Origin of the sequence: Oricola indica, from assembly GCF_965227485.1 — a bacterium.
Classification (GTDB): Bacteria; Pseudomonadota; Alphaproteobacteria; order Rhizobiales; family Rhizobiaceae; genus Oricola; species Oricola indica.
In genome coordinates, this window is the sequence record NZ_OZ245747.1 from 1727702 (window position 1) to 1753727 (window position 26026).

The following is a 26026-nucleotide window of genomic DNA, read 5'->3' on the forward strand; positions in this document are numbered from 1 at the left end:
TCGACCGGTCATTCACGAACAGTCGATGATGGACAAGGGACAAAGACCGGAGGTCAGTTTCCGGCGGAGGGCCCGAATTCGACTGTGCAGCGCTGGCCGGCGAGGATGGCGCCGTCGGGATTGTCGAGCGTAAGCCTGACACCGAATGTCCCGGTGGCGCCGTCGAGGAACGGGTCGATCACGGTCACCCTGGCGCTGGCCTCGCCACCTGTTTCCAGCAGAACCGAAACGGTTTCGCCCGGCTCCACCTCGGTCAGTTGCTCGGACGGCAGGAAAGTCTCGATATCGAGCGGATCGATGCTGGCGAGCGTCAGGATCGGCTCTTGTTCGTTGTAGAGTTCGCCTTCGGCCATCAGCCTTTCCGTGACCACGCCGTCGAACGGGCTGCGCACCATCTTTCGTTCGAGCGCCGCTGACTGACGTCAGTGACAACGATCGCCGCGCATGAGGACACTACGGATTTTTTCCGCCATCGATCGGACCTCGATCCACGACGCCACGCGGAGCGTAAGTCTTTGATAGTCAACAGATTTCAATGGGTTGGAATGGTGCTGCCGGAGAGATTCGAACTCTCGGCCTCTCCCTTACCAAAACATGCGTCGGCTTTGTCGGCCAACAAAGAAGCCGTTGAAATCGCAGTTACACGGGGCTGCGGGTTTATCCAATCAGGTTTGTAGGCCGACAAAAGTGTGCTGCGATGCTGCATTTCAGAGCGTGTGCTGCACTTTGCAGCATGTCTTCCGGCACTGTTTATTGTCGATCAACTCACGCTACCTAGAGCAGAATCCGTTCATGCTGCATCGTATCCGGCGGCGGCGAAGTAGTTCGCGCATTCCTGCGTCGTGAATGTCGGGATCAGGCTCCCGATCCTGTCCCACAGGTCATCTATGGTCCGCTCGGCCGCCTTCCTGAGCATGGCCTTCAGCTTGGAGAAGGCATTCTCGATAGGGTTGAAGTCTGGGCTGTAGGGCGGAAGAAACAGCAGGGAGGCTCCGGCCGCCTCGATCATCTGGCGGGTCCGAGGTCCCTTGTGGCTGGAGAGGTTGTCCATGATCACGATGTCGCCATGCCGCAGTTCCGGCACGAGCACTTGCTCTACATAGGCCTCGAAAGCGATCCGGTTGATCGGCCTGTTCAAGACGAAGGGCGCGATCATGCCCCGCAGCGTCAGTGCGCCGACAAAGGTCGTAGTCTTCCAATGGCCATGAGGCACGCCCACCCGCAACCGTTCACCGCGCGGAGCCCGGCCATGGGTGCGCGCCATGTTCGTCTTGGCCCAGGTTTCATCGATGAAGACCAACCTTGCCGGATCGAGGTCGATCTGGTCGTTGAACCACGTCCTTCGTCGCTTCAGGATGTCCGGACGGTCCTGCTCACTGGCGTGCGCGGTCTTTTTTTGCGCGTGATCCGGTGACGCTTGAAAAAGCGTTGGATCGTGCCGAAGCCGAAAACGTGGCCGCGTGCGGCAAGCGCTTGGCGCATCTCCTGGATGGTAATGTCGGGCGTCTCCTTGAGCAGCGACAAGATCAATCCCTTGCAGGCGTCGATGCGCCCGGACCGTCGATCGCCGCCCAGCGCCTTGGGACGAGGATCGCCTTGTTCGCGTTCACGCGTCCGCCAGCGGCTGACACTGGCCGCGCTGACGCCAAAGCGCTCACCCGCCTGACGATGGCTGAGACCGCCGGCGACAGCGGCGAGAACACGTGTGCGAAGATCGAGCGACAGAGCCTTGGACATGTCCGCCGGCCTCCTTGCTCCGGCAGACATCATGAATCATCAAACCGCTGATTTGGGAATCCCTGCCGATTCAATCAGATCGGGTGCCGCTCTAGTGGTTGCCGGAAACCTACTTTGTATCAAACATGGCGCATGTTCTTGCGCCGTTCAGGCCAGCGGACTTGATACTTTTCCATCCGAGTCTTACATTGTGTAAGCATTATGGATGGAGGGATGAGATTTGCGTGTCTCGCGTATGGAATATGAAATCTTAAACCTTCTGCGTTCGCAGGAGATGTACGGATTAGAAATGGTCAAAACCTCCTCGGTCTTGAAGCGGGGAACGGTATACGTCACGTTGGATCGAATGACTGACAAGGGCTATGTAAGGTCGCGGACCGAAGACAATCCCAAGGAGCCGGGAATGCCTCGGCGCTTATATTCAATAACTGCCCTCGGACAGCGTGTCATGCAGGCTACTGATGCCGCAACCGCAGTGTTCGCTGCCGGCGAATTGGCGGGAGGGGTGTGATGTCCTTCGGCGACAAAAAAGGAGCAGACAATTCATCAAAAATCGTGGCCGAAAATTTGGAGAGAAGTCGCGCGGGAGTCGAAGCAAGGATCGTGTGGTTCAACATACAGGAAAACATCCGAGCACAATTCGGTAGGCCGCTAACGCAAGCTGAACTGGAAAAGGCCAGCGCGGAACATTTGGCTTATCGGAAGATGACGCAAAAATTTAGGCTGGAACTCAAAGCCACATCATTGAGTATTGAAGCCGCAGAAAAGTTGTTGCAGCCGCGTGTAACACGTCCACCAGCAGCCCGTCTTGTCGGGTTGTTCCGTCTTGTATTTACACGAAAAGCGTTTGAACACGTCTTCTCACAGGTAATCCTTGATGGAAGAGAAGAGTACTATGAAGCTTTGAGTGACGGAAAAATTGGTTTGGCGCGTTTCCGCGCGATCCGCCTGTATGGCATCCTGCTGTTCGCCGTGGTCGTCTGGGCGGCATCAGGAGTTCTGCATCCCATTGCTAAGAGTCCGACTCGAAACTCATGCTGACCGGGCCAGTCGTCGTGTGAGCAGCATGACGGATGCGGCGTAGAGGAAGACCTCGGCGGAGGCGATGGTGCCTTCGAAATCCTTGGCCAGCCGTCGGTTGCGACTGATCCAGGCGAATGTGCGTTCGACCACCCAGCGGCGCGGCAGGACGTGGAAGCCGATCTGGTTGGCGATCTTCTTGACCACCTCGATGGCGATGCATGTTGCATCCTTGACCCTCTGGGCGCCATAGGCGCTGTCGGCGAAGGTGATTTCGACGAAAGGGAAGGATCGTCGTGACGCCTTGAGCAGCGGGACGGCACCGTCACGATCCTGAATGTCGGCCGGATGCGCCTGGATGACCAAGGCCCGGCCATCGGTATCGACCATGGCGTGGCGCTTGCGCCCTTTGATCTTCTTGCCAGCGTCAAAGCCCCTGGGGCCGCCGGCCTCGACGGTCTTGACGCTTTGGCTGTCGATCACCGCCGCCGAGGGACTGGCCTCACGTCCGGTCCGTTCTCGATCGGTCATGACAAGGTGGTGATTGATTGTCTGGAACAGACCTTCGCGGCGGAAGCGCAGGAACCAGCCATAGACCGTCGTCATCGGCGGGAAGTCCTTGGGCAGAAGCCGCCAGGCGATGCCACCCCGCAGCACATAGAAGATGGCGTTCATGATCTCGCGCATCGGCCATTGACGCGGCCGGCCGGTCCTTGCCGGCGCCGGCATGAAAGGGGCGAGAATTTCCCATTCCGCATCACTCAGATCGCTTCCATAACGCAGATGATCGCGGCTATGCTGCCGCCGGGTGGCCGGTGTCCACATGAGGCTCTCCAAACTGGCTTTGACAACCGTTTGGAATCACATTCGGGACCGGCCATCCAGCCTCGCCCCGAGTTTCAGGACGGCCTCTAAGATTTTCAAAATCGGGGAATGAAGCTAGCCGCTATCGCGGACCCGGACCCCGATGTGTTTCTGGCTTGAGGTCGAGGATCGGTGTCTGGACCCAGTAGGTCCGCGGACCTGAAAACAGGTCCAGGTCCGGAAACGGCATTCGTAACACGACATTTTGTGCTGCGATGCTGCACTTTGCAGCATGTCGGTCGCTTTGTCTGGCGGCGACAAGAACTGAAAAACAATAACAATTTCAATGGGTTGGAATGGTGCTGCCGGAGAGATTTGAACTCTCGGCCTCTCCCTTACCAAGGGAGTGCTCTACCCCTGAGCTACGGCAGCGTATCCGGAAAATCGTGAGCGGCTTCTGCCACAAGCGTTTTGCGAGTGCAAGGCGTAATCACCGGCAATATCGGTTGTCCGGGCTCCTCATCTCCGGGCCATGCGGGGGCTTTGCCGGGGCGGCGTTTTGCGCCATACGGGGTGGATGACGCAAAAGCCGCCGAATGATCCGAAGAAGGACCGTCTCGCGAAACAGCTTCGCGCCAATCTGGCGCGGCGCAAGGCGCAGGCGCGCGCCAAGCGGGCGGGCGGTGCGGATGACCGCGCCGAGGGGATCGACGCAGCGGGGCGGGGGGCTGTCGAAAAGGCGTCGCCGGAAGACGGCGCGCCGGGTGGCGGTGGAAAAAGCGACTGAAATCGTCCCACGGACACGGTCCGGGCATGTCCGCGCAATAATTGGACAATTTTCCCACTTGATCAAAATTTGATCATGCGCTTCGATGTGCGCCGCAGCATCAATCACGATGCAAGGGAGATTGACGTGTTCAAGAAGATGTTCATCGCGGCGGCGCTGCTCGCAGCCGCCGTTTCGCAGGCCGGCGCGCAGGAGAAGGCTCCGTTCGCGCTCGACTGGAAATTCGAGGGGCCGGCGGCTCCTTATCTGATCGCCATCGACAAGGGCTATTTCGGCGACGAAGGCCTCGCGGTGGAGATTTCCGAGGGCAAGGGCTCGCTCGACGCCATTCCGAAAGTCGCCACCGGCGCGTTCCCGTTCGGCCTCGCCGATATCAATTCGCTGATGCGCTTCCTCGACCAGAACCCGGGCGCTCCGGTCACGGCGATCATGATGATCTACGACAAGCCGCCCTTCGCGGTGGTCGGCCGCAAGGACATGGGCATCGAGACACCGAAGGACCTGGAAGGCAAGGTGCTGGGCGCGCCGCCGCCGGACGGCGCATGGGCGCAGTTCCCGATCTTCGCCGCAGAGAACGATCTCGACATGTCGAAGATCACTGTCGAGCCGGTCGGCTTCCCGACCCGCGAGCCGATGCTCGCCGAAGGCAAGGTGGCGGCCGTGACCGGCTATTCCTTCACCTCGACGCTCAACGTCATGCGTCTGGGCGTGCCGATGGAAGACCAGACCGTGCTGCTGATGTCGGATTACGGCGTGTCGCTTTACGGTAACGCGATCCTGGTCAACACCGATTACGCGGCGGAGAACCCGGAACTCGTGAAGGGATTCGTCAAGGCCGTCGCCATGGGCTGGAAGGACGCCATCGCAGATCCGGCCGCCGCCGTGAAGCCGTTGATGTCGCGCAACCCGGCCGCCGACGAGGCGCTGGAGACCGAGCGCCTGTCGCTCTCGATCAGGGACAACGTCCTGACCGACTGGGTCAAGGAAAACGGCTTCGGCGGCATCGACGCCGACCGCATGGCCAAGTCGATCGAACAGACCAAGTCGGTCTACGAGTTCGTCAACGAACCGGATGCAGCGCTCTATTTCGACAGTTCGTACCTGCCGGAAGAGCCCTTCATGCTGCAGTAATGCCTTGTCCGCCCGCCGATCCGGCGGGCGGACTCTTCCCTGGGGGCGCGGGTGACCAATCTCATCGAAATCAAGGGCGTGACGCACGCCTACAAAACGCCGCTCGGGCCGCTCCCGGTGCTGGACAATCTCGATATCGCCGTGCCGGAGGGCGAGTTCTGCGCCGTCGTGGGGCCGTCGGGTTGCGGCAAGTCCACGCTGACGCGCCTGATCGCCGGGCTGATGAAGCCGGACAAGGGCGAGGTCTGGCTGCATGGCGAACTGGTCAAGGGGCCGCGCAAGACCGTCGGCATGGCGTTCCAGAACCCGGTGCTGCTGGAATGGCGCACCATCCTGCACAATGTGATCCTGCCGCTGGAAATCGTCGCGCCGTCGATGCCGAAGAAGGACCGCGAAGCCCGCGCGCACGAATTGCTGACGCTGGTCGGGCTCGAGGGGTTCGAGGACAAGCGCCCGTCGGAACTGTCGGGCGGCATGCGCCAGCGCGCATCGCTGTGCCGCGCGATCGTCCACAAGCCGGACGTGCTGATCATGGACGAGCCCTTCGGAGCGCTCGACGCATTTACCCGCGAGGATCTGTGGCAGACCATGCACCAGCTGCGCGAGAAGGAGCCCTTCACCTGCGTGCTGATCACGCATGACCTGCGCGAGAGCGTCTTTCTCGGCGATCAGGTGATCGTGCTGTCCGGCAGGCCGGCGACGACGCAATATGTGCTCGACGTGCAATATCCCGGCGAACGGGTGCTCGACGGGCTCTATACACCGGAATGTTCCGACATGCTGCACACGCTGCGTGACCAGATTCGCATCGCGCAGGGGCGCGCCGGGGAGGACGCGGCATGAAAACCGCCCTGCACAAGATCGGCGTGCCGATTGCCGCCATCGTCATCTTCCTCGTGCTGTGGGAGCTGCTGGTCTGGGCCAATGGCTGGCCGGATTACGTGATGGCCTCGCCCTCGGACCTGCCCAAGGCCTACTCGCGATTCTGGGAACTGTTCCTGATCGGCAGCTGGCAGACGCTGTGGCGCACGGTCGCCGGCCTCATCATCGCGGTTCTCGCCGGCACCCTGCTCGGCATGGTCATGGGCTTTTCGCGGATCGCGCGCGATGCGCTCTATCCGCTGCTGGTCGGCTTCAACGCCATTCCGAAGGCGACGCTCGTGCCGGTGCTGGCGCTGCTGTTCATCGGGCAGCACAATTTCAACACCGTGATGATGGCCTTCATGATCTCGTTCTTCCCGATCGCCGTTTCGGTGGGCATCGGACTGTCGACACTGGAGCCGGAATATCGCGACATCCTGCGTTCGCTCGGCGCGTCGCGCTACACGATCTTCACCAAGATCGCGCTGCCGAAGACGCTGCCGGAGTTCTTCGGCGCGCTGAAGGTGGCGGTGACGCTGGCCTTTATCGGCACTAACCTGGTAGAGATCGTCTCGCCGCACGGGCGCGGCCTCGGCGCGCTGTTCCTGTCGGCGCAAACCAACTCGAACTATCCGCTGATGTTCGCGGTGCTGATCGCGCTCGCCGTCCTGGGCATCGTTCTTTATTACGCCGTCGTCTATCTGGAGCGCATCTTCGCCGGCTGGGCGGAGCGGCCGGCGACCTGACGGCCCGCGCCTTGAAGCGGCCATGACGATGCGTTAAACGCTCGCCACCGCATAATCGGCCACGACGTGCCGTCCCGCCCGGGGACGGCAGCCGCCCGAGGGGATTGGGAACAGCAGACATGGACCAGATCAGGATCAGGGGCGGCAATGCGCTCAACGGCGTCATTCCGATTTCCGGAGCCAAGAATGCGAGCTTGCCGCTGATGATCGCGAGCCTGCTCACCGACGACACGCTGACGCTGGAAAACGTGCCGCATCTGGCCGATGTGGAATCGCTGATCCGCATCCTGTCGAACCATGGAGTCGATTATTCCGTGACCGGCCGCCGTCAGGCGGAGGCGTCGGATTACGCGCGGACCGTGCATTTCACGGCGCGCAACATCGTCGACATCACCGCGCCCTACGAACTCGTCTCGAAGATGCGGGCCAGCTTCTGGGTGATCGGGCCGCTTCTGGCGCGCATGGGCGAGGCGCGGGTTTCGCTGCCGGGCGGCTGCGCCATCGGCACGCGCCCCGTCGATCTCTTCATCGATTCGCTTGAAGCGCTGGGCGCCGATATCGAGATCGAGAATGGTTATGTTCACGCCAAGGCGAAGAACGGCCTGATCGGCACGCGCTACCGGTTCCCCAAGGTTTCGGTCGGCGCGACGCATGTGGCGCTGATGGCGGCATCGCTCGCCAAGGGTGACACGATCATCGAAAACCCGGCGCGCGAGCCGGAAGTCGTCAATCTGGCCGATTGCCTGAACGCGATGGGCGCGAAGATCGAGGGCGCGGGAACCGATGAAATCCGCATCACCGGCGTCACCTCGCTGTCGGGCGCGCGCCACCGCGTGATCCCGGACCGTATCGAGACCGGCACCTATGCGATGGCGGTCGGTATGACCGGCGGCGACGTCGTGCTGAAAGGAGCGCGGGCGGACCTTCTGGAAAGCGCGCTGGATGCCCTGCGCGAGGCGGGCATCGAGATCACGGACACGGAAGAGGGCGTCCGCGTCTATCGCAACGGCAACGGGCTGATGCCGGTCAATGTGCGCACCGATCCCTATCCGGGCTTCCCGACGGATCTTCAGGCGCAGCTCATGGGGCTGATGACCATGGCCAACGGCACCTCCCACATTACCGAGACGATTTTCGAGAACCGTTTCATGCATGTGCAGGAACTGGCCCGTCTCGGCGCGGATATTTCGCTCGACGGCCAGACCGCGACCATCCACGGCGTGCCGGTGCTCAAGGGCGCGCCGGTCATGGCGACCGACCTGCGGGCCTCGGTGTCGCTGGTGATCGCCGGGCTTGCGGCGCAGGGCGAAACGACGGTCAATCGCGTCTACCATCTCGACCGGGGTTTCGAGCGGCTTGAAGCCAAGCTGCAGGCCTGCGGCGCGGATATCGACCGCATTTCGAGCTGACGGACGCCACAAGGCGTGAAACGCCTGTCCGGTCCGGTTGCGTTGCACCATGGAAAGCCGTATCAGCACTGCGATATGGCGGCGCGCGCCTGTTGAAAAACCCTGGTTGCAAGGACGATGGACCGGCTCAGACTGATGGCCCTGGATGCGGAAGACCTCGCCGTCGTTTCGGCGCAGGTTCAGGATTCCGTGACGAAATTCGAAGCACTGGACTATCGGCCCCGCGAAAAGCGGTTCACGCTGGTCGTCAACCGTTTCGCGTGGGACGCGGCAGGACGGCAATCGGGCGGCAAGGACAGCTATGAGCGCCGGCAATCGGTGCTGTCGTTTGCGCGTGTCCTGAAGGTTCGCACATCCGGCATAAAGCGGAACGACACCGACCAGGTGCTGTCGCTGCTGGCCATCCAATTCGCCGAAACCGACGCGCCGGCCGGAACCATCGAACTCGTCTTCGCGGACGGCCCGCTGATCCAGCTCTACGTCGAATGCGTCGAGGCGCAGATCGAGGACCTCGGCGCCGCATGGGAGACGCGTTTCAAACCGCGCCATCCCGCGAACTGACCCGGCGGAGAACCAAAGTGCCGCTCTTTCTCAAATCAGGCGATCCGGATTTCGAATCCCGTTTCAAAGCGCTTCTCGCAACCAAGCGGGAAGTGTCCGAAGACGTCGATGCGACGGTTCGCGCCATCCTGGACGACGTTCGCGCACGCGGCGACGCGGCTGTCATCGAATACACCGCCAAATTCGACCGGCTCGATCTGACGGCCACGACAATGTGCGTCGGCGAGGACGAGATCGCGGCGGCGCTTGAGTTGGCCGATCCCTCGGTGGTCGAGGCGCTGCGTCTGGCGCGCGACCGCATCCGTTCGCATCACGAGCGCCAGATGCCGAAGGACGATGTCTATGTCGACCCGATCGGCGTGAAACTCGGCTCGCGCTGGACCGCGGTGGAGGCCGTCGGCCTCTACGTGCCGGGCGGCACCGCGTCCTATCCAAGCTCCGTGCTGATGAACGCCATTCCGGCGGTTGTCGCCGGGGTGGAGCGCATCGCGATGGTGGTGCCGTCGCCGAACGGCACGCTCAACCCGCTTGTTCTGGTCGCCGCGCATCTGGCCGGGGTGAGCGAGATCTACCGGATTGGCGGGGCGCAGGCCGTGGCCGCGCTCGCCTATGGCACGGAAACGATCGCGCCGGTGGCGAAGATTGTCGGGCCCGGCAACGCCTTTGTCGCGGCAGCCAAACGGCGAGTTTTCGGCACGGTCGGCATCGACATGATCGCCGGGCCGTCGGAAGTGCTGGTCATGGCCGATGGCGAGAACGATCCGGACTGGATCGCCGCCGACCTTTTGGCGCAGGCCGAACACGACACCTCGGCGCAGTCGATCCTGATCACGGACGACGCGGATTTTGGCGCGCGGGTGGCCGAGGCCGTGGACAACCAGTTGAAGACACTGCCGCGCGGCGAGACGGCGGCGGCGAGCTGGCGCGATTTCGGCGCGGTGATCGAAGTCGACCGGATCGACGGCGACACGGCCTTCTCCATCGCCAACCGGATCGCGCCGGAGCATCTCGAACTGGCTTTCGAGACAGCGGAAGCGGCCGTCGAAAAGGTGCGAAACGCAGGCGCGATCTTCATCGGACGCTATACGCCGGAAGTCATCGGAGACTATGTCGGCGGATCGAACCACGTCCTGCCGACCGCCCGCTCGGCGCGGTTCTCGTCCGGGCTTTCGGTTCTGGATTTCGTCAAGCGGACCTCGTTGCTGCAACTGGGTCCTGACCAGTTGCGCGAACTGGCGCCGGCGGCGATCGCGTTGGCCGAAGCCGAGGGGCTGGACGCGCATGGCCGCTCGGTCTCCATCCGGCTCAATCTCTGAGGATCGTGTTGCAGCGATGGCGAGCGACGAAACATTCGGGTCAAATTCGCGACTGGTCGATGTCGTCCTCGACGAATCGATCGGGCGGTCGACGCCGGATGTCGAGCATGAGCGCGCCGTCGCGATCTTCGACCTGCTGGAGGAAAACAGGTTTCAGCCGGTCGGCGACGAGACCGGCGGTCCCTACAAGCTTTCGCTCTCGATCATGGAAGGGCGCCTGGTCTTCGACGTGACGCGCGAGGACGGCGAGAAAGTCGCGACGCATATTCTTGCGCTCGGTCCGTTCCGGCGGATCATCAAGGATTATTACATGATCTGCGACAGCTATTACGAGGCGATCAAGATGTCGACGCCGGGGCAGATCGAGACGATCGACATGGCGCGGCGCGGCGTTCACAACGACGGATCGCAGACGCTGATGGATCGCCTGGCCGGCAAGCTGGACATGGATTTCGATACGGCGCGGCGGCTTTTCACCCTCGTCTGCGTGCTGCACTGGCGCGGATAGGCGCGGAACCTCCGGGGTTTGCGGGCATTAAACGGTTGTCGGTTTCCGATCGACGCGATAAGAGATGGCCGAACAACAGGCTGCGCCCGAACGCCAGCCTTTTTTGCATTGGAAGAAAAGAGACCGAATGGCGAAAGAAGAAGTTCTTGAATTTCCCGGCGTGGTGACGGAATTGCTGCCGAATGCCACGTTCCGCGTGAAACTGGAAAACGAACACGAAATCATTGCCCACACGGCTGGCAAGATGCGCAAGAACCGCATCCGCGTGCTCGCCGGCGACAAGGTCCTCGTCGAAATGACACCCTACGACCTTACCAAGGGCCGTATCACCTATCGTTTCAAGTAACGTCCGTCCGGCGCCCGCGCGCGGCAAGACCGGCGGCGTTGCGGAACAGGGTATTCCGAGACCATGAGCGTGCAACAGAAACTTGTTCTGGCATCGGGATCGCCCCGGCGGGTCGAACTGCTGAACCAGGCCGGCATCGAGCCCGACCGGCTGCTGCCGACCAATATCGACGAAACGCCGCTCAAGTCGGAACATCCGCGATCGCTGGCGCGCCGCCTGAGCCGCACGAAGGCCGAAAAGGCGTTCGAGCACCTGCGCGAAAACGACAGCCATCACGATTGTTTCGTGCTTGCCGCCGACACGGTTGTGGCGGTCGGCCGGCTGATCCTGCCGAAAGCGGAACTGGCCGAAGACGCGCGTCAGTGCCTTCGCCTGCTCTCCGGCCGAAACCACAAGGTTTATACCGGGCTCTGCCTGATCACGCCGAAAGGCAAGATCCGCCAGAAGATCGTCGAGACGCGGGTGCGCTTCAAGCGGCTCTCCTCGGAGGAACGCGAGGCCTACCAGTCGTCGGGCGAATGGCGCGACAAGGCGGGTGGCTACGCCATTCAGGGCCTTGCCGGGACCTTCGTCGTGCGGCTTGTCGGCTCCTATACCAATGTCGTCGGCCTGCCGCTCTACGAGACCTCCGCTCTGCTTGGCGGAGAAGGCTACAAGCTGCATCTGCGCTGGCAGCAGAGCGGAGCCTGATCGAGCGATGAGTGCCAAGATCGAACCGCTCCGGCCAAAGCGCAAATGCCCGGAATGCGGCAAGGAATCGAAGCGCGAGACCTATCCCTTCTGCTCGCAGCGCTGCAAGGATATCGACCTCAACCGCTGGCTGTCGGGCGCTTATGCTATCCCGGTGACCGAGACCGAGGACAATCTCGACGACGAATGACGCGGGGCGCGATCGCGCCGGATTCCGGCGCGGATTGTGGCGGAGCGCCATCCCGAAGGGCTACACTGGCCCCGGGAGGTTCGCCATGGAACACGATGACGACAATCCGGCCACATTCGCCTCGCCGCCCTGCATGGCGCATGAACTGGCGGAAGGGTATGACGGTGGCTTCACTCCGGTCGACGCGGAACAGCGTCGGGACGTCGCGCGCCGGCGCAAGGCGGAGCGGGAACGGCTGATCGCGGCGCGGCTTGCCTGTTCGGCGGATGAGCGGCGGCAATGGTCCGCGACGATCGCCGAGCGCGTGGCGGAACTCGCCGGGGATTTGTCCGGCCGTATCGTCAGCTTCTACTGGCCGTTTCGCGGCGAACCGGATCTGCGGCCGCTGATGGATCGGGTCCGGACGAAAGGCGGCGAGGCTGCTCTTCCCGTCGTGATCGCCAAGGGACAACCGCTCGTCTTCCGAAGCTGGAAGCCGGGCGAGGCGCTGGAAAAGGGTGTCTGGAACATCCCCGTTCCGAAGGCGGGACGCGAGGTCGTGCCGGATATCGTGCTCGCGCCGGTCGTCGGTTTCGATGACGACCTGTTTCGCCTCGGCTATGGCGGCGGTTTCTTCGACCGCACATTTGCCGCGATGGCGCGAAAGCCACTGGCGATCGGTGTCGGCTACGCCTGCGCGCGGATTGCGACCATCTTCCCGCAGCCGCATGACGTTCCGATGGATGCGATCGTCACGCCCGAGGGCGTGCGCATGCCGAAGGCGGGCTGAGGGGCGGGCGCAGTTGACGCGCTGCTCAAGAAGGTGTGATTCCCGCGCCGGAACATGTGAAACCGGCCCCAGAAGCCGCGTGATATAGCGTGAATATGCCAATCATGCCGTGAGGAGGCACAGTTGCCCGCATATCGTTTCCCCGTTCCGCCGGCGTCCGAGATCACGCCAAAACATGCCATTCTCAACCGCCGCGCCTTCATGGCCGGCGCGGCCGGCTTGGCCGTTGCCGCCGCCGGCGCTCCTGCCCGGGCCCAGGCGGGAGAGATGCTGAAGACCGTCGCCGGTCCGTTTTCGACCGACGAGACGCCCAATTCGCTGGACGACATCTCGGGCTACTGCAATTTCTACGAATTCGGCACCGGCAAGGGCGACCCGGCGAAATATGCGGACAAGTTGACGACGCGACCGTGGGCGATCGAGGTCGGCGGGATGGTGAACAATCCCGGCGCGATCGATATCGAGGACCTGCTGACGCAATATACGCTGGAAGACCGCATCTACCGGCTGCGCTGCGTCGAGGCGTGGTCGATGGTGGTGCCATGGGTCGGCATTCCGCTTTCCAGCGTGCTGGAGAAATTCGATGTGCAGGGGAGCGCGAAATATGTCGCGTTCGAGACCCTGGTGCGGCCGGAAGAAATGCGCGGCCAAAGCTCCACCTTCCCGATCCTGCCATGGCCCTATGTCGAGGGTCTGCGTCTCGACGAGGCGATGCATCCTTTGACGATCTTGGCGGTGGGGCTGCATGGCGAGGTGCTGCCGAACCAGAACGGCGCGCCGGTGCGGCTGGTCGTGCCGTGGAAATACGGCTTCAAGAGCATCAAGTCGATCGTCTCGATCAGGTTCACCGAGGAGGAACCGCCGGCGACCTGGAACCTCCAGAATCCGCGCGAATACGGCTTCTACTCCAATGTGAACCCGACCGTGGACCATCCGCGCTGGAGCCAGGCAAGCGAACGCCGCATCGGCGGCGGCCTTTTTTCCTCGCGCATCGAGACGCAGATGTTCAACGGCTATGGCGAACAGGTTGCGTCGCTTTATGACGGCATGGACCTGAAGAAATATTTCTGACCCGATGGCGCAATCGAAACTCTGGACCGCGGCGCCCGAATGGGCCGTCTATCCGCTCGGCCTCCTGCCGGCCGTCGATCTTTTCGTGCGGGCGTTTTCCAATTCGCTCGGCGCTGACCCGCTGCGCGTGCTCGAAAACGGCCTTGGCGAGTGGGCGCTGCGTTTCCTGATCCTCGGCCTCGCGGTGACGCCGCTGCTGCGCTTCGGACGGATCAATCTGGTCAAGTATCGCCGCGCCTTCGGTCTTGTCGCCTTCATCTATGTGGTGCTGCATCTGTCGGTCTATCTGGCGCTCGACAAGCAGTTCTTCTGGGGCGAGATCGGCAAGGACATCATCAAGCGGCCCTATATCACCATCGGCATGGCCGCCTTCCTGATGCTGGTGCCGCTCGCGGTGACGTCGAACCGCTTCTCGATCCGCAAGCTCGGATCGCTCGGCTGGCGCAAGCTGCACCGGCTTGTCTATCCGGCCGTGCTCGCGGGCGCGGTGCATTACCTTCTGCTGGTCAAGGCATGGCCGCCGGAGCCGATCATCTATCTGGCCATCGTCGTCGCGTTGCTCGCCGTGCGGCGGATCAGGCCCGCGCGCCGGGCAAGACAGGCTGCGTAGACGGTCGCGCCTTGCCAAGCGCCGCTTTCGCCAATAGACGGGGCGGACCAGCCGGCCGGACGGCCGCGCCCGACCAATGCCGAAAGGCGGCGGGCGAGGAAAGTCCGGGCTCCATGGAGACACGGTGCCGGATAACGTCCGGCGGGGGCGACCCTAGGGAAAGTGCCACAGAAAGCAAACCGCCCCGTCTGCCTTTTTCGCCGTAAGCGGGCGCAAAAACAGGCGGGGCAAGGGTGAAAGGGTGGGGTAAGAGCCCACCGCATGGCTGGTGACAGGCATGGCATGGCAAACCCCACCGGGAGCAAGACCGAATAGGGATGGCACAGGGCTTCGGCCCGGCTCTGTTTCCGGAGCGCCGTCCGGGTAGGTTGCTTGAGGCGGACAGCAATGTCCGTCCCAGAGGAATGGCCGTCACGGCTCACGCCGTACAGAACCCGGCTTACAGGCCGGCTGGTTCAATCTATTTTCGTGTTTAGCACGAGAATTGCTTCTCTCGGGGGCTACTAAAGGTTTATTTTAATGAGTTGTGGAATATTTTAATAGTTTTAAAAAGTGATGAGTTTTGAGGTGAATAAGGATGAAGAAAAAGTTCTTTATTAAGGCTCGTTTTAAGCGATATTTGAATCGATTTAAAAAAGCGAATGAAAATTGGTCTATTCCTGGAACAGGAATTAAGGTTCCTGTGCTTCCGTCTGGGGGTATCAGTCCGTCTCGTTCTGGTATAGATTACGAAGATAAACTTGGCAATTATGCACTTGAGTTAGCAAATGCCAAATGATAGAAAATCCGGCGACAGGCCGGCACCAGAAATCGAAATTACTCCTGCTATGATAGAGGCGGGGGCGGAAGTCATGGCGGGGTACGACCGCGACTTTGACACGCTTGAATCGATTGCGTCCGAAACGTATCGAGCGATGGCGGCACTTAGTCGAGGGGAATGCCGGAAAGCGGGTTCTCTTGATCGGCGAAGTGCGGAAATTGAGCCTCTATAATCGCGATTGTGTAGAGGGAGATTGTTCCCAGAAACCGGCGTCGCGGGGTGTTCATTGGTTGGTCTACACCTTCCCATCGGGAGGGATCAGGGAACCGTTCCGGCAGTGTTATTTGCGCGCAGGCGTCAGAGATTTCAGGCGTATCGAAAAAGATCACTTTTCGGGAATGCGCAAAGGCGTTGCGTATTAATCGGATAATATCGAGGTCGCGCCTTGTGTTCTTGCCGATCAGGCCAAGCGCATAGGCCATCTGCGTTTTGGCGCTAAACGAGCCGAGCAACCGTTCGCCCGTAAACATTTCGTCCGTTTCGGTCTTGTTCAGAGCGACCATTTGCGCCGCTAACAAATCACGAAGACCGTCCTCCAGGTCGGTCGCGGCGATGATTGCTGCCGGCCTGTCTTCGGTTTTCTTGATGTAATCGAACTTTGTGAAAACGTCGCCAATGCTCTGCCTCTCGCGGGAGAGCTGCTTAAGCGCGCTGATGAATGTTGGATCGCGTGACATCGCCGCCAGCCCTAAAAATCTTCGAAAAACCTCTTACTCGGCGCACCGCCCAAGGCCTCGCCGGTCAGGAATTCCCGTGTCCAAGCCAGCAGCTCCATCTCTTCAATATGATCTTTCCGATGATCGTCCTTCAGATCGCGAAAGGCCCACTCTAGTCGCTTTAAAAAGCGCTCTCGAAAGGACGGATCGGATTCATGAAGAGTTTCAACGATGCAAGCGGCTAGGATTGCCGCTCCCCTCTTTGCACGATGTAGATCGGATGTTTGGTCGGTCATAAGTTTCTCCTGATCGTTTCGCTTTATCCGAGTCGATGATAGACTCCGCCCATGAGCGATGACGACACAATGACAGAAAAGGAAGTGGAACAGAAAGAGCGCGACACGCTGCAGCGCCTGCTTTCCACTCCGCCAAAGCCAAGAGCCCAAAAGAAAGGGACGGCGAAGCCCAAAAAGCCTGACCGTCCATCAAAGGCGAAAGAGCGAAGCGACTAATCCTTCGCCCAACGCTTGCGCCGCCTCTTGTCCGGTTTTGGCGCCGGTTTCTCGGGCGGTTCCCAAGGCCGCTTAGTGGGCGGCCCCGCTAGCAGGCTGTTGGTAGGTAAGCCGCTTGCCTTCAATGCCCTTGAGGACCAGTGCAGCCCGCTTGGCGTCGTCAACGCCGAGTGCGACACGGTTGGAATACCTGAAATCGAACTCGTTCAAGTAGCGGTGCAAATGCGCCTCGCTGACGGTGTGATAGACGCCAGTGATGCCGCGCTTGAGAATGCTGAAAAAGTTCTCGGCGGTGTTTGTGTGGATGTAGGAGCCGAGGCGCACATACTCGTTAGCCGAATGGTTCACGGCATGGTGACTTTTGAACTCCCTGCCGACCTTGGGATAGATCGGGCTTTCATCCGTCATCATGACGCTGGCGCGGTCTGCATTGGTGACGATCAGCGGGCGGACCTCTTTCGCAGAGACGTTCGCAACGTGAAAGGACTTCGCGCGCCCGTCGCGTTCGATGAGCGTGAGAACAGCCTTCTTCTTGGCAGGCTCACGGAACGCACGGTTCTTTGCCTTGCCGCCGATATAGCTCTCGTCAGCTTCGATCACATGGCCGTCGCCACCCATGCCGCCCGATGCCGTATGGCTGTCGTCGCGCATGGCTTCACGGATACGGTGGGCGAGAAACCAAGCCGTGCGATAGGAGCCAAGGCCAAGGTTGCGCATGAGTTGATGCGCCGAAATGCCTTTCTTGCTGGACGCCATCAAATGGATCGCCAGCAGCCACTTATGCAGCGGCACATGCGAGCGTTCCATGACGGTTCCGGTGCGGCAGGTGAACTTGCCCCGGCATTCGTTGCAGAGAAACATACCGGCCTGCGTCTTGCCGCCCATGCGATGAACGTTGTCGCTGTTGCAAAGCGGGCAAACAGCGCTATTCGGCCAACGCGAGGCTTCGATATGCTCGCGGGCTGCATCTTCGTCGTGAAAGCGTTTTTCGGAAAGGCTGGTCATTGTCGTGATCTCCAATAACCGGAATATAGCAAATCATATCTGCTAACTCAAGTGCATAATTGCCATAAACTTAGTCCCTTTGTTCATGAAAATATCGAGATTCTTTTCAATTATTATAGCAGATATAAAAATAGCGTAGAATATAAATCTATTTTAGCACCATATGCGGAGACGGTTCCGCTTCGCCAGGGAGATTTGGGCTTTATTGATGGCGTTGATGTATCTAATATGAGGGTTAAATTGCTATCCTCTTCTTATAGTATACCTAAACGACTGCAGGCGCATAGGGATGGCGCTGTGAAATTATTTAAAGCGCTAGGCAAAATTCGTAAAGGAAATAATGGTGATTGGGAAAACAACCAATCAGCGAGAATCTGTGATGCTGATTTTCAGAATAAGATAATAACAATCTCGCGTGCGATGTATTTTGATCAAGTGGGAACAAACTTAACCTCTGATTGGGCTTCTGGTCTTTTGGGTGGCGATGAGCTTAATACGCTTAGACAAGTTGAGCCTCCGCAGAATGGTGAATTGTGTAATTTGCGAGATTCGATACTTGCTAACACCTTAGGTGTGGCTGCTGTTGTAGTAGATCGCAATAAGGACATGCTGATTCGAATTAGAGGTAGCGAGCAGGCGGTGATGAACGCCCAAGGGGGTAGGTTTCATTGTTCTGTATCAGGTGTATTTGAGCTTGATGAATCGTTATCCCATGGGAATCTTGATTTTTCCGAATTTTCAAAAGGTATGACTGCAGAAATAAGAACAGAATTAAATATAGATCAAAATGAATATGATCTTTTCCCTGTTGCTTTTTCCAGAGAGCTGGTTCGGCAGGGTAAGCCTCAATTGTTTTTCGTAATTAAAACTGAACTTACGTTTGACGAAATAGAAAATAGGGCGAGAAATGCAGAAGAGGCTTGGGAGTTTATCGATCCTACGGATATTCCCGAATCTAATCCTCTTTTTCCATATTTGGCGTCGCCGGGAGATGCGCCAACCGAGCTTTTCAGTTTCGAAGGGAGTATGGCCTTGGCAATCGTATCGAGCTACTTAGATGGTACGATCGGGCCCTTTAGGCTATAGCTTGGTAGGGTGTCTTTAAGTATGATATATACTTGCTGCGCTTGTGTAAATTTGTTGTTCTTTTATGCTGATTCTTCCATTTTCATCGGATCTGAATTGAGGTGATATCGGAGTGGCGGCATTTTCCCGTGTTGGGGAATTCTCGGACCAAAGAGTGATTGACGCCGGATGTTCTAGAGCCGCTGTTCATTCCGCAGCTTCGCTTTAATAGCGGTTTTCCGCTCGTCCCTATTTCGTTGTCCTTCACTTGAAAATGTGGAGCTCTATATAAAGGGCTTAAACGTGGGCGGAATTCCAATCTGTTCGCTGTCTGCGGTGAAACGGTCGTTCCTTATTCTGTTTTTTGTTAGAGCGCTTGGTAGGTGGACATAAAGGTGCTCGCCTTGTTCAAGTTTCCTCCCAGTACGATAAATTACCCAGCATAAACGGCATAAAGTCTAGTACCTGTTTTGAAGGTTAGAGGGCTGGCGATGTATCGCGACACGTTATGCTGACGTGCCCAAAGCCTTCCGCTCTGTAATCGGCTTCGAAGCAATTCTATCCTAGCTGTGATCGACGAGATCGGAGTTTGGCGTCTCAACCGTTCCTTAAGGTTAATCCCAGCATAATGACCAATGCCCGCATTGCGCGCGCAATTGGCTGCGAATGCGGAATGTGTCCCTTGATCCCATTGATTCCCAAGTTGACCCATGTTATCCCATAAGCACAAATTTCGAGCCGGGCAGGAACGCCTTCCTCACCAGGAATTGCACGCCGCTCGCAAGGGGCGGGCGAAACGGGGGCTGTCGTCTCCGGCAGCGCCCTTTGCCCTTTACACGGCACTTCTGGACGGTCGGCGCGAGGTCAAACCGCCTTGCGCGGCTCGGTGAACGGAAAGTCTTTGTCGATGGCTTTGGGACGGGCCTTCAGCGGGACGGAAGCGGCGGGTGTTTCGCGTGGACCGGTTTCTGTCAAATGCAGTGAACAGGGTGGACTCCAAGGGGCGCGTCTCCGTGCCCGCCCTGTTTCGCACGGTTCTGCAGCGGCGTGGCTTGGGGGAGCTTTACGCACTGCAGGCCATCGACATGCCGGCGATCGACACTGGCGGAACAGACCTGTTGGAACGCTACGAGGAGCGGCTGGCGCAGGACGATCCGTTTCTGCGCTCATCCGACGACATGTCGATCTTCTTTCACGGGGATGGCGCGTTCCTGAAACCCGACGGGGAGGGCCGGATCAGCGTGACGGACTTCATTCGCGAGCATACCGGGATCACGGACGAGGTCGCCTTCGTGGGACGCGGACATTTCTTCCAGATGTGGAAGCCGGAAACCTTTCGCGCCTATCGCGAGGAAGTTCGGGCACGGCTGCGCGCGCAGCGCGAGGCGCAGGCTTGACCGCCGAGGCGCCTCATATCCCTGTCATGCTCGACGAAGTCGTCGCCGCGCTGGCGCCGGCCGACGGCGAGCACGTGATCGACGGCACGTTCGGCGCGGGCGGCTATTCGCGTGCATTGCTTGACCGTGGCGCGCGCGTGACCGGTTTCGACCGGGACCCGGACGTCATCCGGGACGCGGCCGCGATGCTTGGCGAGTACGACGGGCGGCTGGAGCTGATCCACGCGCCATTCTCGCAGATGGGCGAACATTTTGACGCGGCGAGCGTCGATGGCGTCGTGCTCGATATCGGGGTTTCCTCCATGCAGATCGACCAGGCGGAGCGCGGCTTTTCCTTCCAGAAGGACGGGCCGCTCGACATGCGCATGGCGCAGTCGGGTGTGAGCGCGGCCGACGTGGTCAACACATTCGCGGTTTCCGACCTGATCCGGATCGTCGGCATTCTCGGCGAGGAACGCCATGCCAGCCGCGTGGCGCGCGCCATCGAGCGGGAGCGGGAGGCCGGCCCGATCGAGACGACGGCGCGTCTCGCAAGAATTGTCGAAAAGGCGGTCGGTCGCGGGCCGAAGGACAAGATCCATCCGGCGACGCGAACGTTCCAGGGATTGCGCATCTTCGTCAATGACGAACTCGGCGAACTCGGGCGTGCGCTGTTTGCGGCGGAAGGCATTCTGAAGCCCGGCGGGCGGCTCGCGGTCGTCACCTTCCATTCGCTCGAAGACCGCATCGTCAAGCGCTTCTTTCAGGAGCGGACGGGCGGTTCCGGCGGATCGCGCCACATGCCCGAAGTCTCGGCGAAACCGGAAACGTTCCGCGTCGCGGGCCGGGCGATGGTCAAGGCGTCGGAGACCGAGGCGGAGCGCAACCCGCGGGCCCGCTCGGCGAAACTGCGCGCCGGCATTCGCACGGACGCGCCGGCTCCGATGGCAGACATGGCGCTGTTCGGCCTGCCCAACCTTCCCTGGCCTTCGGGCGAAAGCGAGACACGGAGACGGACATCATGATGCGGATCGTCAACATCGTTCTCGTGGTGGTGATGCTGGGCGCGGCGACATGGACCTATGCGGTCAAGCACAGCGCCGAACGCAATGTCGCGCAGATCGAGGAACTGGAGCGGCGGATCACGCTGGAACAGGAGACGATCGACCTGCTGGAGGCGGACTGGGCCTATCTGAGCCAGCCCTCGCGGCTGAAAAAGCTTTCCGACCTCTATGCCGAGGAACTGCAGCTCCTGCAAACCCAGCCGCGGCAGATCGTGCATCCCCAGGAACTTCCGGCGGCGCCGGAAATACCGGCAGGCGACGGGATCGCCGACATCATCGCGGGCGAGATGCCCGACACGATGACGACCGGCAGCGTGGGGGGCAACTGACATGGCGTTATCGCTTGCCGGCCTGAAGCCGCGTCCCAGGGACAGCGCCGCGCAGGTGCGCTCGCGCACCGGGATCGCGATCGCGTGTTTCCTCGCCGTCTATGGCGCAATCGGCGCGCGGCTGGTGCAGTACGGTCTGGCGGATGTGGAGAGCGGGCGTCACTACGCCGTGACGGACCGCAGTCTCGCTTCGCGTCCGGACATTGTCGACGTCAATGGCGACGTTCTGGCGACGGATATCCATGTCGCCTCGCTGTTCGGCGAGCCGCGCCGCATCGTCGATGCGGACGAGGCCGTCGAAGCGCTGTCGTCGGTGCTGCCCGACGTGGACTACCGCGAGTGGCATCGCAAATTGTCGTCGGGCGCGGGTTTCGTATGGCTGCGCCGCGAACTGACGCCGCGCCAGCAGGCCGACGTGCTGGCGCTCGGTATTCCCGGCCTCGGCTTCCGCACCGAGAAACGCCGTTTCTATCCGGGCGGGCCGCTGGCCTCGCATATTCTCGGTCTCGTCAATATCGACAATGCGGGGATCGCGGGGCTCGAGAAATATGTCGACGACCAGGGTCTCGGCACCATGCAGGATCTCGGCCTCGACATCACGACGGATCTGCCGCCGGTCAAGCTCTCGCTGGATGCGCGCGTGCAATATGCGGTGCGCGACGAGCTGAACCAGGCGCTCGAGCGCTATCAGGCGATCGCGGCCGGCGCTGTCGTGCTCAATGCACGTACCGGCGAGGTGGTGGCGATGGCGTCGCTGCCGGATTACGACCCGAACAATCCCTACAACGCGCTCGACAAGGACCGGCTGAACCGCATGTCGGGCGGCGTGTTCGAGATGGGATCGACCTTCAAGAGCTTCACGACCGCGATGGCGCTGGACACCGGGGTGGTGAATATCGACTCGCGGGTCGACACCCGACCGTTCCGGGTCAGCGGCTATACGATCAAGGAATTCCACAACAAGGGCAGTTCGCTGACCGTGCCCGAAATCTTCAAATATTCTTCGAATGTCGGCTCGGCGCGCGAGGCCGACATGGTTGGCATCGAGGGGCACAGGGAATTCCTGACACGGCTCGGATTGTTGAGCCGCCTCGAAACCGAGCTGCCGGAAGTCGCGACGCCGACCCAGCCGAATGAATGGAAGAAGATCAACTCGATGACGATCTCCTTCGGCCACGGAGTCGCCACGACGCCGCTCAATACGGCCGTGGCCGCGGCCGCGCTGATGAATGGGGGCTGGCTTATCCCGCCGACTTTCCTGCCGCGCAGCGAGGAGCAGGCGGCCGCGATCGCCAAGCGCGTGATCTCGGAGCAGACGAGCCGTTACATGCGCGAGCTCTACGATCTCAACGGTGCGCACGGCTCGGGCCGGCAGGCGCTGGTGGAAGGCTATGGAGTTGGCGGCAAGACCGGTACGGCGGAGAAGGTCATCAACGGCCGCTATGTCGGCAACAAGCGGTTCAACGCCTATCTCGCTTCCTTCCCCATCAACGATCCAAAATATGTCGTGCTGGTGGTGGTGGACGAGCCGAAACCGGTGCCAGGTTCCGGGCAAGGGGCAACAGCGGCGTCCAATGCTGCGCCGACTGCCGGCGCAATCATTCGCCGTTCTGCACCGCTTCTCGGCATCACGCCGGAGTTCGGCGATGGCAAAGACGCCTTGCTCGTGTCGTATTGACGTTTAAACAGGCAAGGGAAACGAATCGGGGAAGATCAGGGCGACCCATGCGATTGCAGGAACTGGACGGGGTAACATTCGCGAACCCGGCAGCGTCGCCGATCGATGTCGAGATTACGGGTGTGACCGCGGATTCGCGCAAGGTTGCGCCGGGTGACCTGTTCGTCGCCGTCACCGGCGTCAAGGCCGACGGCGCGGCCTATGCGAAATCGGCGGCGGACGCAGGGGCCGTGGCGGTGCTGTGCGGTCCGGATGCCGATGTGGGCACACTTGGCATTCCCGTCATCCGCACCGACGATCCGCGCCGCGCACTGGCCCTGATCGCAGCGAAACTCCATGCACCGCAGCCGGAAACCGTGGTCGCGGTGACCGGCACCGCCGGAAAGACCTCCGTCGCCTCCTTCACCCGTCAGATCTACGCCCATGCCGGGCACAGTGCTGCGAGCCTTGGCACGACAGGCGTCGCCTCCCCGAAAGTGACCATCGATGCGTCGCTGACAACGCCGGACCCGGTGGTACTGCACTCGATCCTGCACGATCTCGCGGAAGCCGGAACGACCCATGTGGCGATGGAAGCATCGAGCCATGGGCTGGTGCAGCGCAGGCTGGACGGCGTCACGCTCGCCGCCGGCGCGTTCACCAATCTCGGCCGCGATCACATGGACTACCATCCCACGGTCGAGGATTACCTCGCCGCCAAGATGCGGCTGTTCGATACGCTCCTGGCCAAGGGCAGCCCCGCCGTGATCTTCGCGGACGACGCGTTCTCGCAGGCGGCATGCGATGCGGCGGCCGGAGCCGGGCTCGAGGTTCTCACCGTCGGGCGCAAGGGCGCGTTCATTTCCCTCAAGCGGGTCGAACACGAGCGCTACCGGCAGGTGATCGAGGTCACGCATGCCGGGGAGACCTATCGGGTCGAGCTGCCGCTGGCGGGCGATTTCCAGGTTTCCAACGCGCTGGTTTCGGCTGGTCTCGCGATTGCGACCGGCGTTGCGCCGGCCATCGCCTTCGAGGCGCTGGAGAAGCTCGAAGGCGCGCCGGGCCGGCTCGAACTCGTCGCCAACACCGAAAACGGCGCGCTGATCTACGTGGACTATGCGCACAAGCCGGAGGCGCTCGAACAGGTGCTGCTGTCGGTCCGCCCGTTCACCTCGGGCGAGGTGGTGGTCGTGTTCGGCGCGGGCGGTGACCGCGATGCGGGCAAGCGTCCCATCATGGGCGAAATCGCCAGCCGGCTGGCGGACCGCGTCTATGTCACCGACGACAATCCGCGTTCCGAGGTTCCGGCCGCGATCCGGGCGCAGATCATGGCGGCGGCGCCCGGCGCCATCGAGATTGGCGACCGGCGCGAGGCGATCCGCGCGGCGGTGGCGTCGCTGAAACGTGGCGACACGCTGATCATCGCCGGCAAGGGCCACGAGACCGGCCAGGACGTGAATGGCGTGAAGACCCACTTCTCCGATCATGAGGAAGCACGCGCGGCCATTGATGGAGCTGCGGCGTGAGCGAAGCGGCGGACCTCATCGCGGACGAACCCTTGTGGACGGGCCAGGACATGGTCGATGCCATGGGCGCGCGCCCGGTGCACGACATGCCGGCGGCCGTCACGGGGATTTCCATCGACAGCCGGACGCTGAAACCCGGCGATGCGTTCTTCGCCATCAAGGGCGACAATTTCGACGGGCACAATTTCGCAACTGCTGCTGCGGCCGCGGGTGCATCGGTGCTGGTGATCTCGGAGAACAAGCTTCCGGCGCTCGGCCGGCTGACCGTGCCGATGATGGTGGTCGGCGACGTGCTGGAGGCGCTGGGGCGGCTCGGCATGGCCGCGCGGGCGCGCACCAAGGCGCGGATCATCGCGGTGACCGGCTCGGCGGGAAAGACGACGACAAAGGAAGCGCTGCGCCACGTGCTTGCGCCTTCGGGCACGGTGCATGCGTCGGCCGCCTCGTTCAACAATCACTGGGGCGTGCCACTGACTTTGGCGCGCATGCCGGCGGCGACGGATTTCGGCGTGTTCGAGATCGGCATGAACCATCCTGGCGAGATCACGCCTTTGGTGAAAATGGTGCGTCCGCATATCGCTATCATCACACTGATCGCGGCGGCGCATCTCGGTCATTTCAAGGATCTCAAGGAGATCGCGCATGCCAAGGCCGAGATTTTTGCCGGCGTGACCTCGGACGGCCATGCGCTGCTCAATCGCGACGACGCGCATTTCGGGCTGCTGCAGAAGCTCGCGAAGCAGGCCGGCGTGCCCAATGTGCATGGATTCGGAGCGCATGACCGCGCCAATGTCCGGCTTATCAACGCCAAATATGCGGATGGCGGCACGGAGGTGACGGCCAAGGTTTTCAAAGACGAGGTATCGTTCCAGCTTCCCGTTCCAGGCCGGCACATGGTCCAGAACGTTCTGGCCGTGCTCGGCGCGGCGAAGCTGGCCGGTGCGGACATGGAAACGGTCTGCGAGGCGCTCGGGACGCTGCAGTCGGAAAAGGGCCGCGGGCAGCGGCACCGGCTGCAAGTCGGTGCCGGATATTTCACGCTGATCGACGAGAGCTACAACGCCAACCCGGCCTCGATGCAGGCGGCGCTGGACGTGCTGGCCTCGGCGCCGATCGAGGATGGCGGGCGGCGTATCGCGGTTCTCGGCGACATGCTCGAACTGGGCGATCATTCGCGCGACCTGCATGCGGGCCTAGCGGACGCGGTCTCGGCGGCTGCCATCGATCGGCTCTATCTGGCCGGGCCGGAGATCAGGGTGCTGGCGGACGCATTGCCGAACGACATGCATTGCGAATACGAGGCGTCCGCGGACGACCTGACCGGCGCGCTCGTCGCGTCGCCGCAGCCCGGCGACGTGATCATGGTCAAGTCGTCGAACGGGATCGGGTTTTCGCGTATCGTGAAGGCATTTCTGGAGAAGTACCCGCAAGCGGCGGGTTAGGGGATATCGTCCGGCAGG

The 26026-nt window shown here is 61.2% G+C and carries 31 protein-coding genes, 1 tRNA gene and 1 other RNA gene; 26 read left to right on the top strand and 7 right to left on the bottom strand.

Annotation, left to right across the window (positions count from 1 at the left end; translation table 11 throughout):
* Positions 1 to 53 precede the first annotated feature (53 nt).
* A complete protein-coding gene (locus tag ACQK2M_RS08810) occupies positions 54 to 395 on the bottom strand; it encodes an efflux RND transporter periplasmic adaptor subunit (RefSeq protein ID WP_223475727.1) in 342 nt (113 codons plus the stop codon).
* Positions 396 to 790: 395 nt separating this feature from the next.
* A protein-coding gene (locus tag ACQK2M_RS08815) for an IS630 family transposase (RefSeq protein WP_425416454.1) occupies positions 791 to 1737 on the bottom strand; the annotation gives its coding sequence in 2 pieces (ribosomal slippage) (positions 791 to 1389 and positions 1389 to 1737; 948 coding nt in all).
* A 235-nt stretch (positions 1738 to 1972) separates the two neighbouring features.
* Between ACQK2M_RS08815 and ACQK2M_RS08820 the strand changes: the two genes are divergently transcribed.
* Both ACQK2M_RS08820 and ACQK2M_RS08825 read left to right on the top strand, forming a co-directional pair.
* Positions 1973 to 2248 (top strand): PadR family transcriptional regulator, encoded by a 276-nt coding sequence (locus tag ACQK2M_RS08820; RefSeq protein ID WP_425417483.1) that lies wholly within the window; start codon positions 1973 to 1975, stop codon positions 2246 to 2248.
* On the top strand, positions 2248 to 2778 hold the full coding sequence (locus ACQK2M_RS08825; RefSeq protein ID WP_425417484.1) for a hypothetical protein: 531 nt from the start codon (positions 2248 to 2250) through the stop codon (positions 2776 to 2778). The genes ACQK2M_RS08820 and ACQK2M_RS08825 overlap by 1 nt, the downstream gene beginning before the upstream one ends.
* Here the strand turns inward: ACQK2M_RS08825 and ACQK2M_RS08830 are convergent.
* Together ACQK2M_RS08830 and ACQK2M_RS08835 are read right to left on the bottom strand one after the other, a co-directional pair.
* Complete coding sequence (locus tag ACQK2M_RS08830) at positions 2770 to 3582, bottom strand: IS5 family transposase (RefSeq protein WP_425416307.1); 813 nt, start codon at positions 3580 to 3582, stop codon at positions 2770 to 2772. The two genes, ACQK2M_RS08825 and ACQK2M_RS08830, sit on opposite strands and share 9 nt — an antisense overlap.
* A gap of 336 nt (positions 3583 to 3918) precedes the next feature.
* Positions 3919 to 3993, bottom strand: a tRNA-Thr gene (locus ACQK2M_RS08835).
* Positions 3994 to 4138: 145 nt separating this feature from the next.
* Between ACQK2M_RS08835 and ACQK2M_RS08840 the strand changes: the two genes are divergently transcribed.
* The 16 genes from ACQK2M_RS08840 (at position 4139) to ACQK2M_RS08915 (ending at position 15334) form a co-directional block, all read left to right on the top strand.
* Positions 4139 to 4348, top strand: coding sequence for a hypothetical protein (locus tag ACQK2M_RS08840; protein ID WP_425417485.1), 210 nt, complete (start codon positions 4139 to 4141; stop codon positions 4346 to 4348).
* A 126-nt stretch (positions 4349 to 4474) separates the two neighbouring features.
* Entirely contained in the window at positions 4475 to 5479 is a 1005-nt protein-coding gene (locus ACQK2M_RS08845) for an ABC transporter substrate-binding protein (RefSeq protein WP_425417486.1), read from the top strand.
* A 51-nt stretch (positions 5480 to 5530) separates the two neighbouring features.
* Positions 5531 to 6322, top strand: coding sequence for an ABC transporter ATP-binding protein (locus ACQK2M_RS08850; RefSeq protein WP_223475724.1), 792 nt, complete (start codon positions 5531 to 5533; stop codon positions 6320 to 6322).
* Positions 6319 to 7086 (top strand): ABC transporter permease, encoded by a 768-nt coding sequence (locus ACQK2M_RS08855; RefSeq protein ID WP_425417487.1) that lies wholly within the window; start codon positions 6319 to 6321, stop codon positions 7084 to 7086. The genes ACQK2M_RS08850 and ACQK2M_RS08855 overlap by 4 nt, the downstream gene beginning before the upstream one ends.
* 119 nt (positions 7087 to 7205) lie before the next feature.
* The gene (gene murA, locus ACQK2M_RS08860; RefSeq protein WP_425417488.1) at positions 7206 to 8495 is read left to right on the top strand and encodes a UDP-N-acetylglucosamine 1-carboxyvinyltransferase; all 1290 of its coding nucleotides are present in this window, start codon (positions 7206 to 7208) and stop codon (positions 8493 to 8495) included.
* 117 nt (positions 8496 to 8612) lie between these two features.
* Positions 8613 to 9056 carry a DUF2948 family protein gene (locus ACQK2M_RS08865; RefSeq protein ID WP_425417489.1) on the top strand — a complete coding sequence of 148 codons (444 nt, stop codon included), beginning with the start codon at positions 8613 to 8615 and terminating at the stop codon, positions 9054 to 9056.
* A gap of 17 nt (positions 9057 to 9073) precedes the next feature.
* Positions 9074 to 10372 (top strand): histidinol dehydrogenase, encoded by a 1299-nt coding sequence (hisD, locus tag ACQK2M_RS08870; protein ID WP_425417490.1) that lies wholly within the window; start codon positions 9074 to 9076, stop codon positions 10370 to 10372.
* A 16-nt stretch (positions 10373 to 10388) separates the two neighbouring features.
* A complete protein-coding gene (locus tag ACQK2M_RS08875; RefSeq protein ID WP_425417491.1) occupies positions 10389 to 10880 on the top strand; it encodes a UPF0262 family protein in 492 nt (163 codons plus the stop codon).
* A 127-nt stretch (positions 10881 to 11007) separates the two neighbouring features.
* Complete coding sequence (gene infA / locus ACQK2M_RS08880; protein WP_131567658.1) at positions 11008 to 11226, top strand: translation initiation factor IF-1; 219 nt, start codon at positions 11008 to 11010, stop codon at positions 11224 to 11226.
* Positions 11227 to 11289: 63 nt separating this feature from the next.
* On the top strand, positions 11290 to 11916 hold the full coding sequence (locus ACQK2M_RS08885) for a Maf-like protein (protein ID WP_223475718.1): 627 nt from the start codon (positions 11290 to 11292) through the stop codon (positions 11914 to 11916).
* Positions 11917 to 11923: 7 nt separating this feature from the next.
* A complete protein-coding gene (gene yacG / locus ACQK2M_RS08890) occupies positions 11924 to 12106 on the top strand; it encodes a DNA gyrase inhibitor YacG (RefSeq protein WP_425417492.1) in 183 nt (60 codons plus the stop codon).
* A gap of 85 nt (positions 12107 to 12191) precedes the next feature.
* Complete coding sequence (locus tag ACQK2M_RS08895; protein ID WP_425417493.1) at positions 12192 to 12875, top strand: 5-formyltetrahydrofolate cyclo-ligase; 684 nt, start codon at positions 12192 to 12194, stop codon at positions 12873 to 12875.
* 123 nt (positions 12876 to 12998) lie between these two features.
* Complete coding sequence (gene msrP, locus ACQK2M_RS08900; RefSeq protein ID WP_425417494.1) at positions 12999 to 13946, top strand: protein-methionine-sulfoxide reductase catalytic subunit MsrP; 948 nt, start codon at positions 12999 to 13001, stop codon at positions 13944 to 13946.
* A gap of 4 nt (positions 13947 to 13950) precedes the next feature.
* Positions 13951 to 14556, top strand: coding sequence for a protein-methionine-sulfoxide reductase heme-binding subunit MsrQ (gene msrQ / locus ACQK2M_RS08905; RefSeq protein ID WP_425417495.1), 606 nt, complete (start codon positions 13951 to 13953; stop codon positions 14554 to 14556).
* Between the two features lie 47 nt (positions 14557 to 14603).
* Positions 14604 to 15014, top strand: an RNA gene (gene rnpB, locus ACQK2M_RS08910) — RNase P RNA component class A.
* 119 nt (positions 15015 to 15133) lie between these two features.
* Entirely contained in the window at positions 15134 to 15334 is a 201-nt protein-coding gene (locus ACQK2M_RS08915; protein ID WP_425417496.1) for a hypothetical protein, read from the top strand.
* Between the two features lie 146 nt (positions 15335 to 15480).
* On the opposite strand, the gene ACQK2M_RS08920 is transcribed toward ACQK2M_RS08915, so the two are convergent.
* Together ACQK2M_RS08920 and ACQK2M_RS08925 are read right to left on the bottom strand one after the other, a co-directional pair.
* The gene (locus ACQK2M_RS08920) at positions 15481 to 16053 is read right to left on the bottom strand and encodes a hypothetical protein (RefSeq protein ID WP_425417497.1); all 573 of its coding nucleotides are present in this window, start codon (positions 16051 to 16053) and stop codon (positions 15481 to 15483) included.
* A gap of 11 nt (positions 16054 to 16064) precedes the next feature.
* Complete coding sequence (locus ACQK2M_RS08925) at positions 16065 to 16328, bottom strand: hypothetical protein (RefSeq protein WP_425417498.1); 264 nt, start codon at positions 16326 to 16328, stop codon at positions 16065 to 16067.
* A gap of 51 nt (positions 16329 to 16379) precedes the next feature.
* On the opposite strand from ACQK2M_RS08925, the gene ACQK2M_RS08930 reads away from it, so the two are divergent.
* On the top strand, positions 16380 to 16544 hold the full coding sequence (locus tag ACQK2M_RS08930; protein ID WP_425417499.1) for a hypothetical protein: 165 nt from the start codon (positions 16380 to 16382) through the stop codon (positions 16542 to 16544).
* Between the two features lie 72 nt (positions 16545 to 16616).
* Here ACQK2M_RS08930 and ACQK2M_RS08935 read toward each other — a convergent pair whose 3' ends face one another.
* Entirely contained in the window at positions 16617 to 17549 is a 933-nt protein-coding gene (locus ACQK2M_RS08935; protein ID WP_425417500.1) for an IS1595 family transposase, read from the bottom strand.
* 51 nt (positions 17550 to 17600) lie between these two features.
* Here ACQK2M_RS08935 and ACQK2M_RS08940 point away from each other — a divergent pair, with 51 nt between their 5' ends.
* The 7 genes from ACQK2M_RS08940 (at position 17601) to ACQK2M_RS08970 (ending at position 26008) form a co-directional block, all read left to right on the top strand.
* Complete coding sequence (locus ACQK2M_RS08940; RefSeq protein ID WP_425417501.1) at positions 17601 to 18635, top strand: hypothetical protein; 1035 nt, start codon at positions 17601 to 17603, stop codon at positions 18633 to 18635.
* Positions 18636 to 19570: 935 nt separating this feature from the next.
* On the top strand, positions 19571 to 20011 hold the full coding sequence (gene mraZ / locus ACQK2M_RS08945) for a division/cell wall cluster transcriptional repressor MraZ (protein WP_223475710.1): 441 nt from the start codon (positions 19571 to 19573) through the stop codon (positions 20009 to 20011).
* A gap of 26 nt (positions 20012 to 20037) precedes the next feature.
* Positions 20038 to 21015, top strand: a complete 978-nt coding sequence (rsmH, locus tag ACQK2M_RS08950; protein ID WP_425420009.1) for a 16S rRNA (cytosine(1402)-N(4))-methyltransferase RsmH — start codon at positions 20038 to 20040, stop codon at positions 21013 to 21015.
* Positions 21012 to 21383, top strand: coding sequence for a cell division protein FtsL (ftsL, locus tag ACQK2M_RS08955; RefSeq protein WP_223475708.1), 372 nt, complete (start codon positions 21012 to 21014; stop codon positions 21381 to 21383). The genes rsmH and ftsL overlap by 4 nt, the downstream gene beginning before the upstream one ends.
* Position 21384: 1 nt before the next feature.
* On the top strand, positions 21385 to 23061 hold the full coding sequence (locus ACQK2M_RS08960) for a peptidoglycan D,D-transpeptidase FtsI family protein (protein ID WP_425417502.1): 1677 nt from the start codon (positions 21385 to 21387) through the stop codon (positions 23059 to 23061).
* A gap of 47 nt (positions 23062 to 23108) precedes the next feature.
* On the top strand, positions 23109 to 24566 hold the full coding sequence (locus ACQK2M_RS08965) for a UDP-N-acetylmuramoyl-L-alanyl-D-glutamate--2,6-diaminopimelate ligase (RefSeq protein WP_425417503.1): 1458 nt from the start codon (positions 23109 to 23111) through the stop codon (positions 24564 to 24566).
* On the top strand, positions 24563 to 26008 hold the full coding sequence (locus ACQK2M_RS08970) for a UDP-N-acetylmuramoylalanyl-D-glutamyl-2,6-diaminopimelate--D-alanyl-D-alanine ligase (protein ID WP_425417504.1): 1446 nt from the start codon (positions 24563 to 24565) through the stop codon (positions 26006 to 26008). The genes ACQK2M_RS08965 and ACQK2M_RS08970 overlap by 4 nt, the downstream gene beginning before the upstream one ends.
* Positions 26009 to 26026 lie beyond the last annotated feature (18 nt).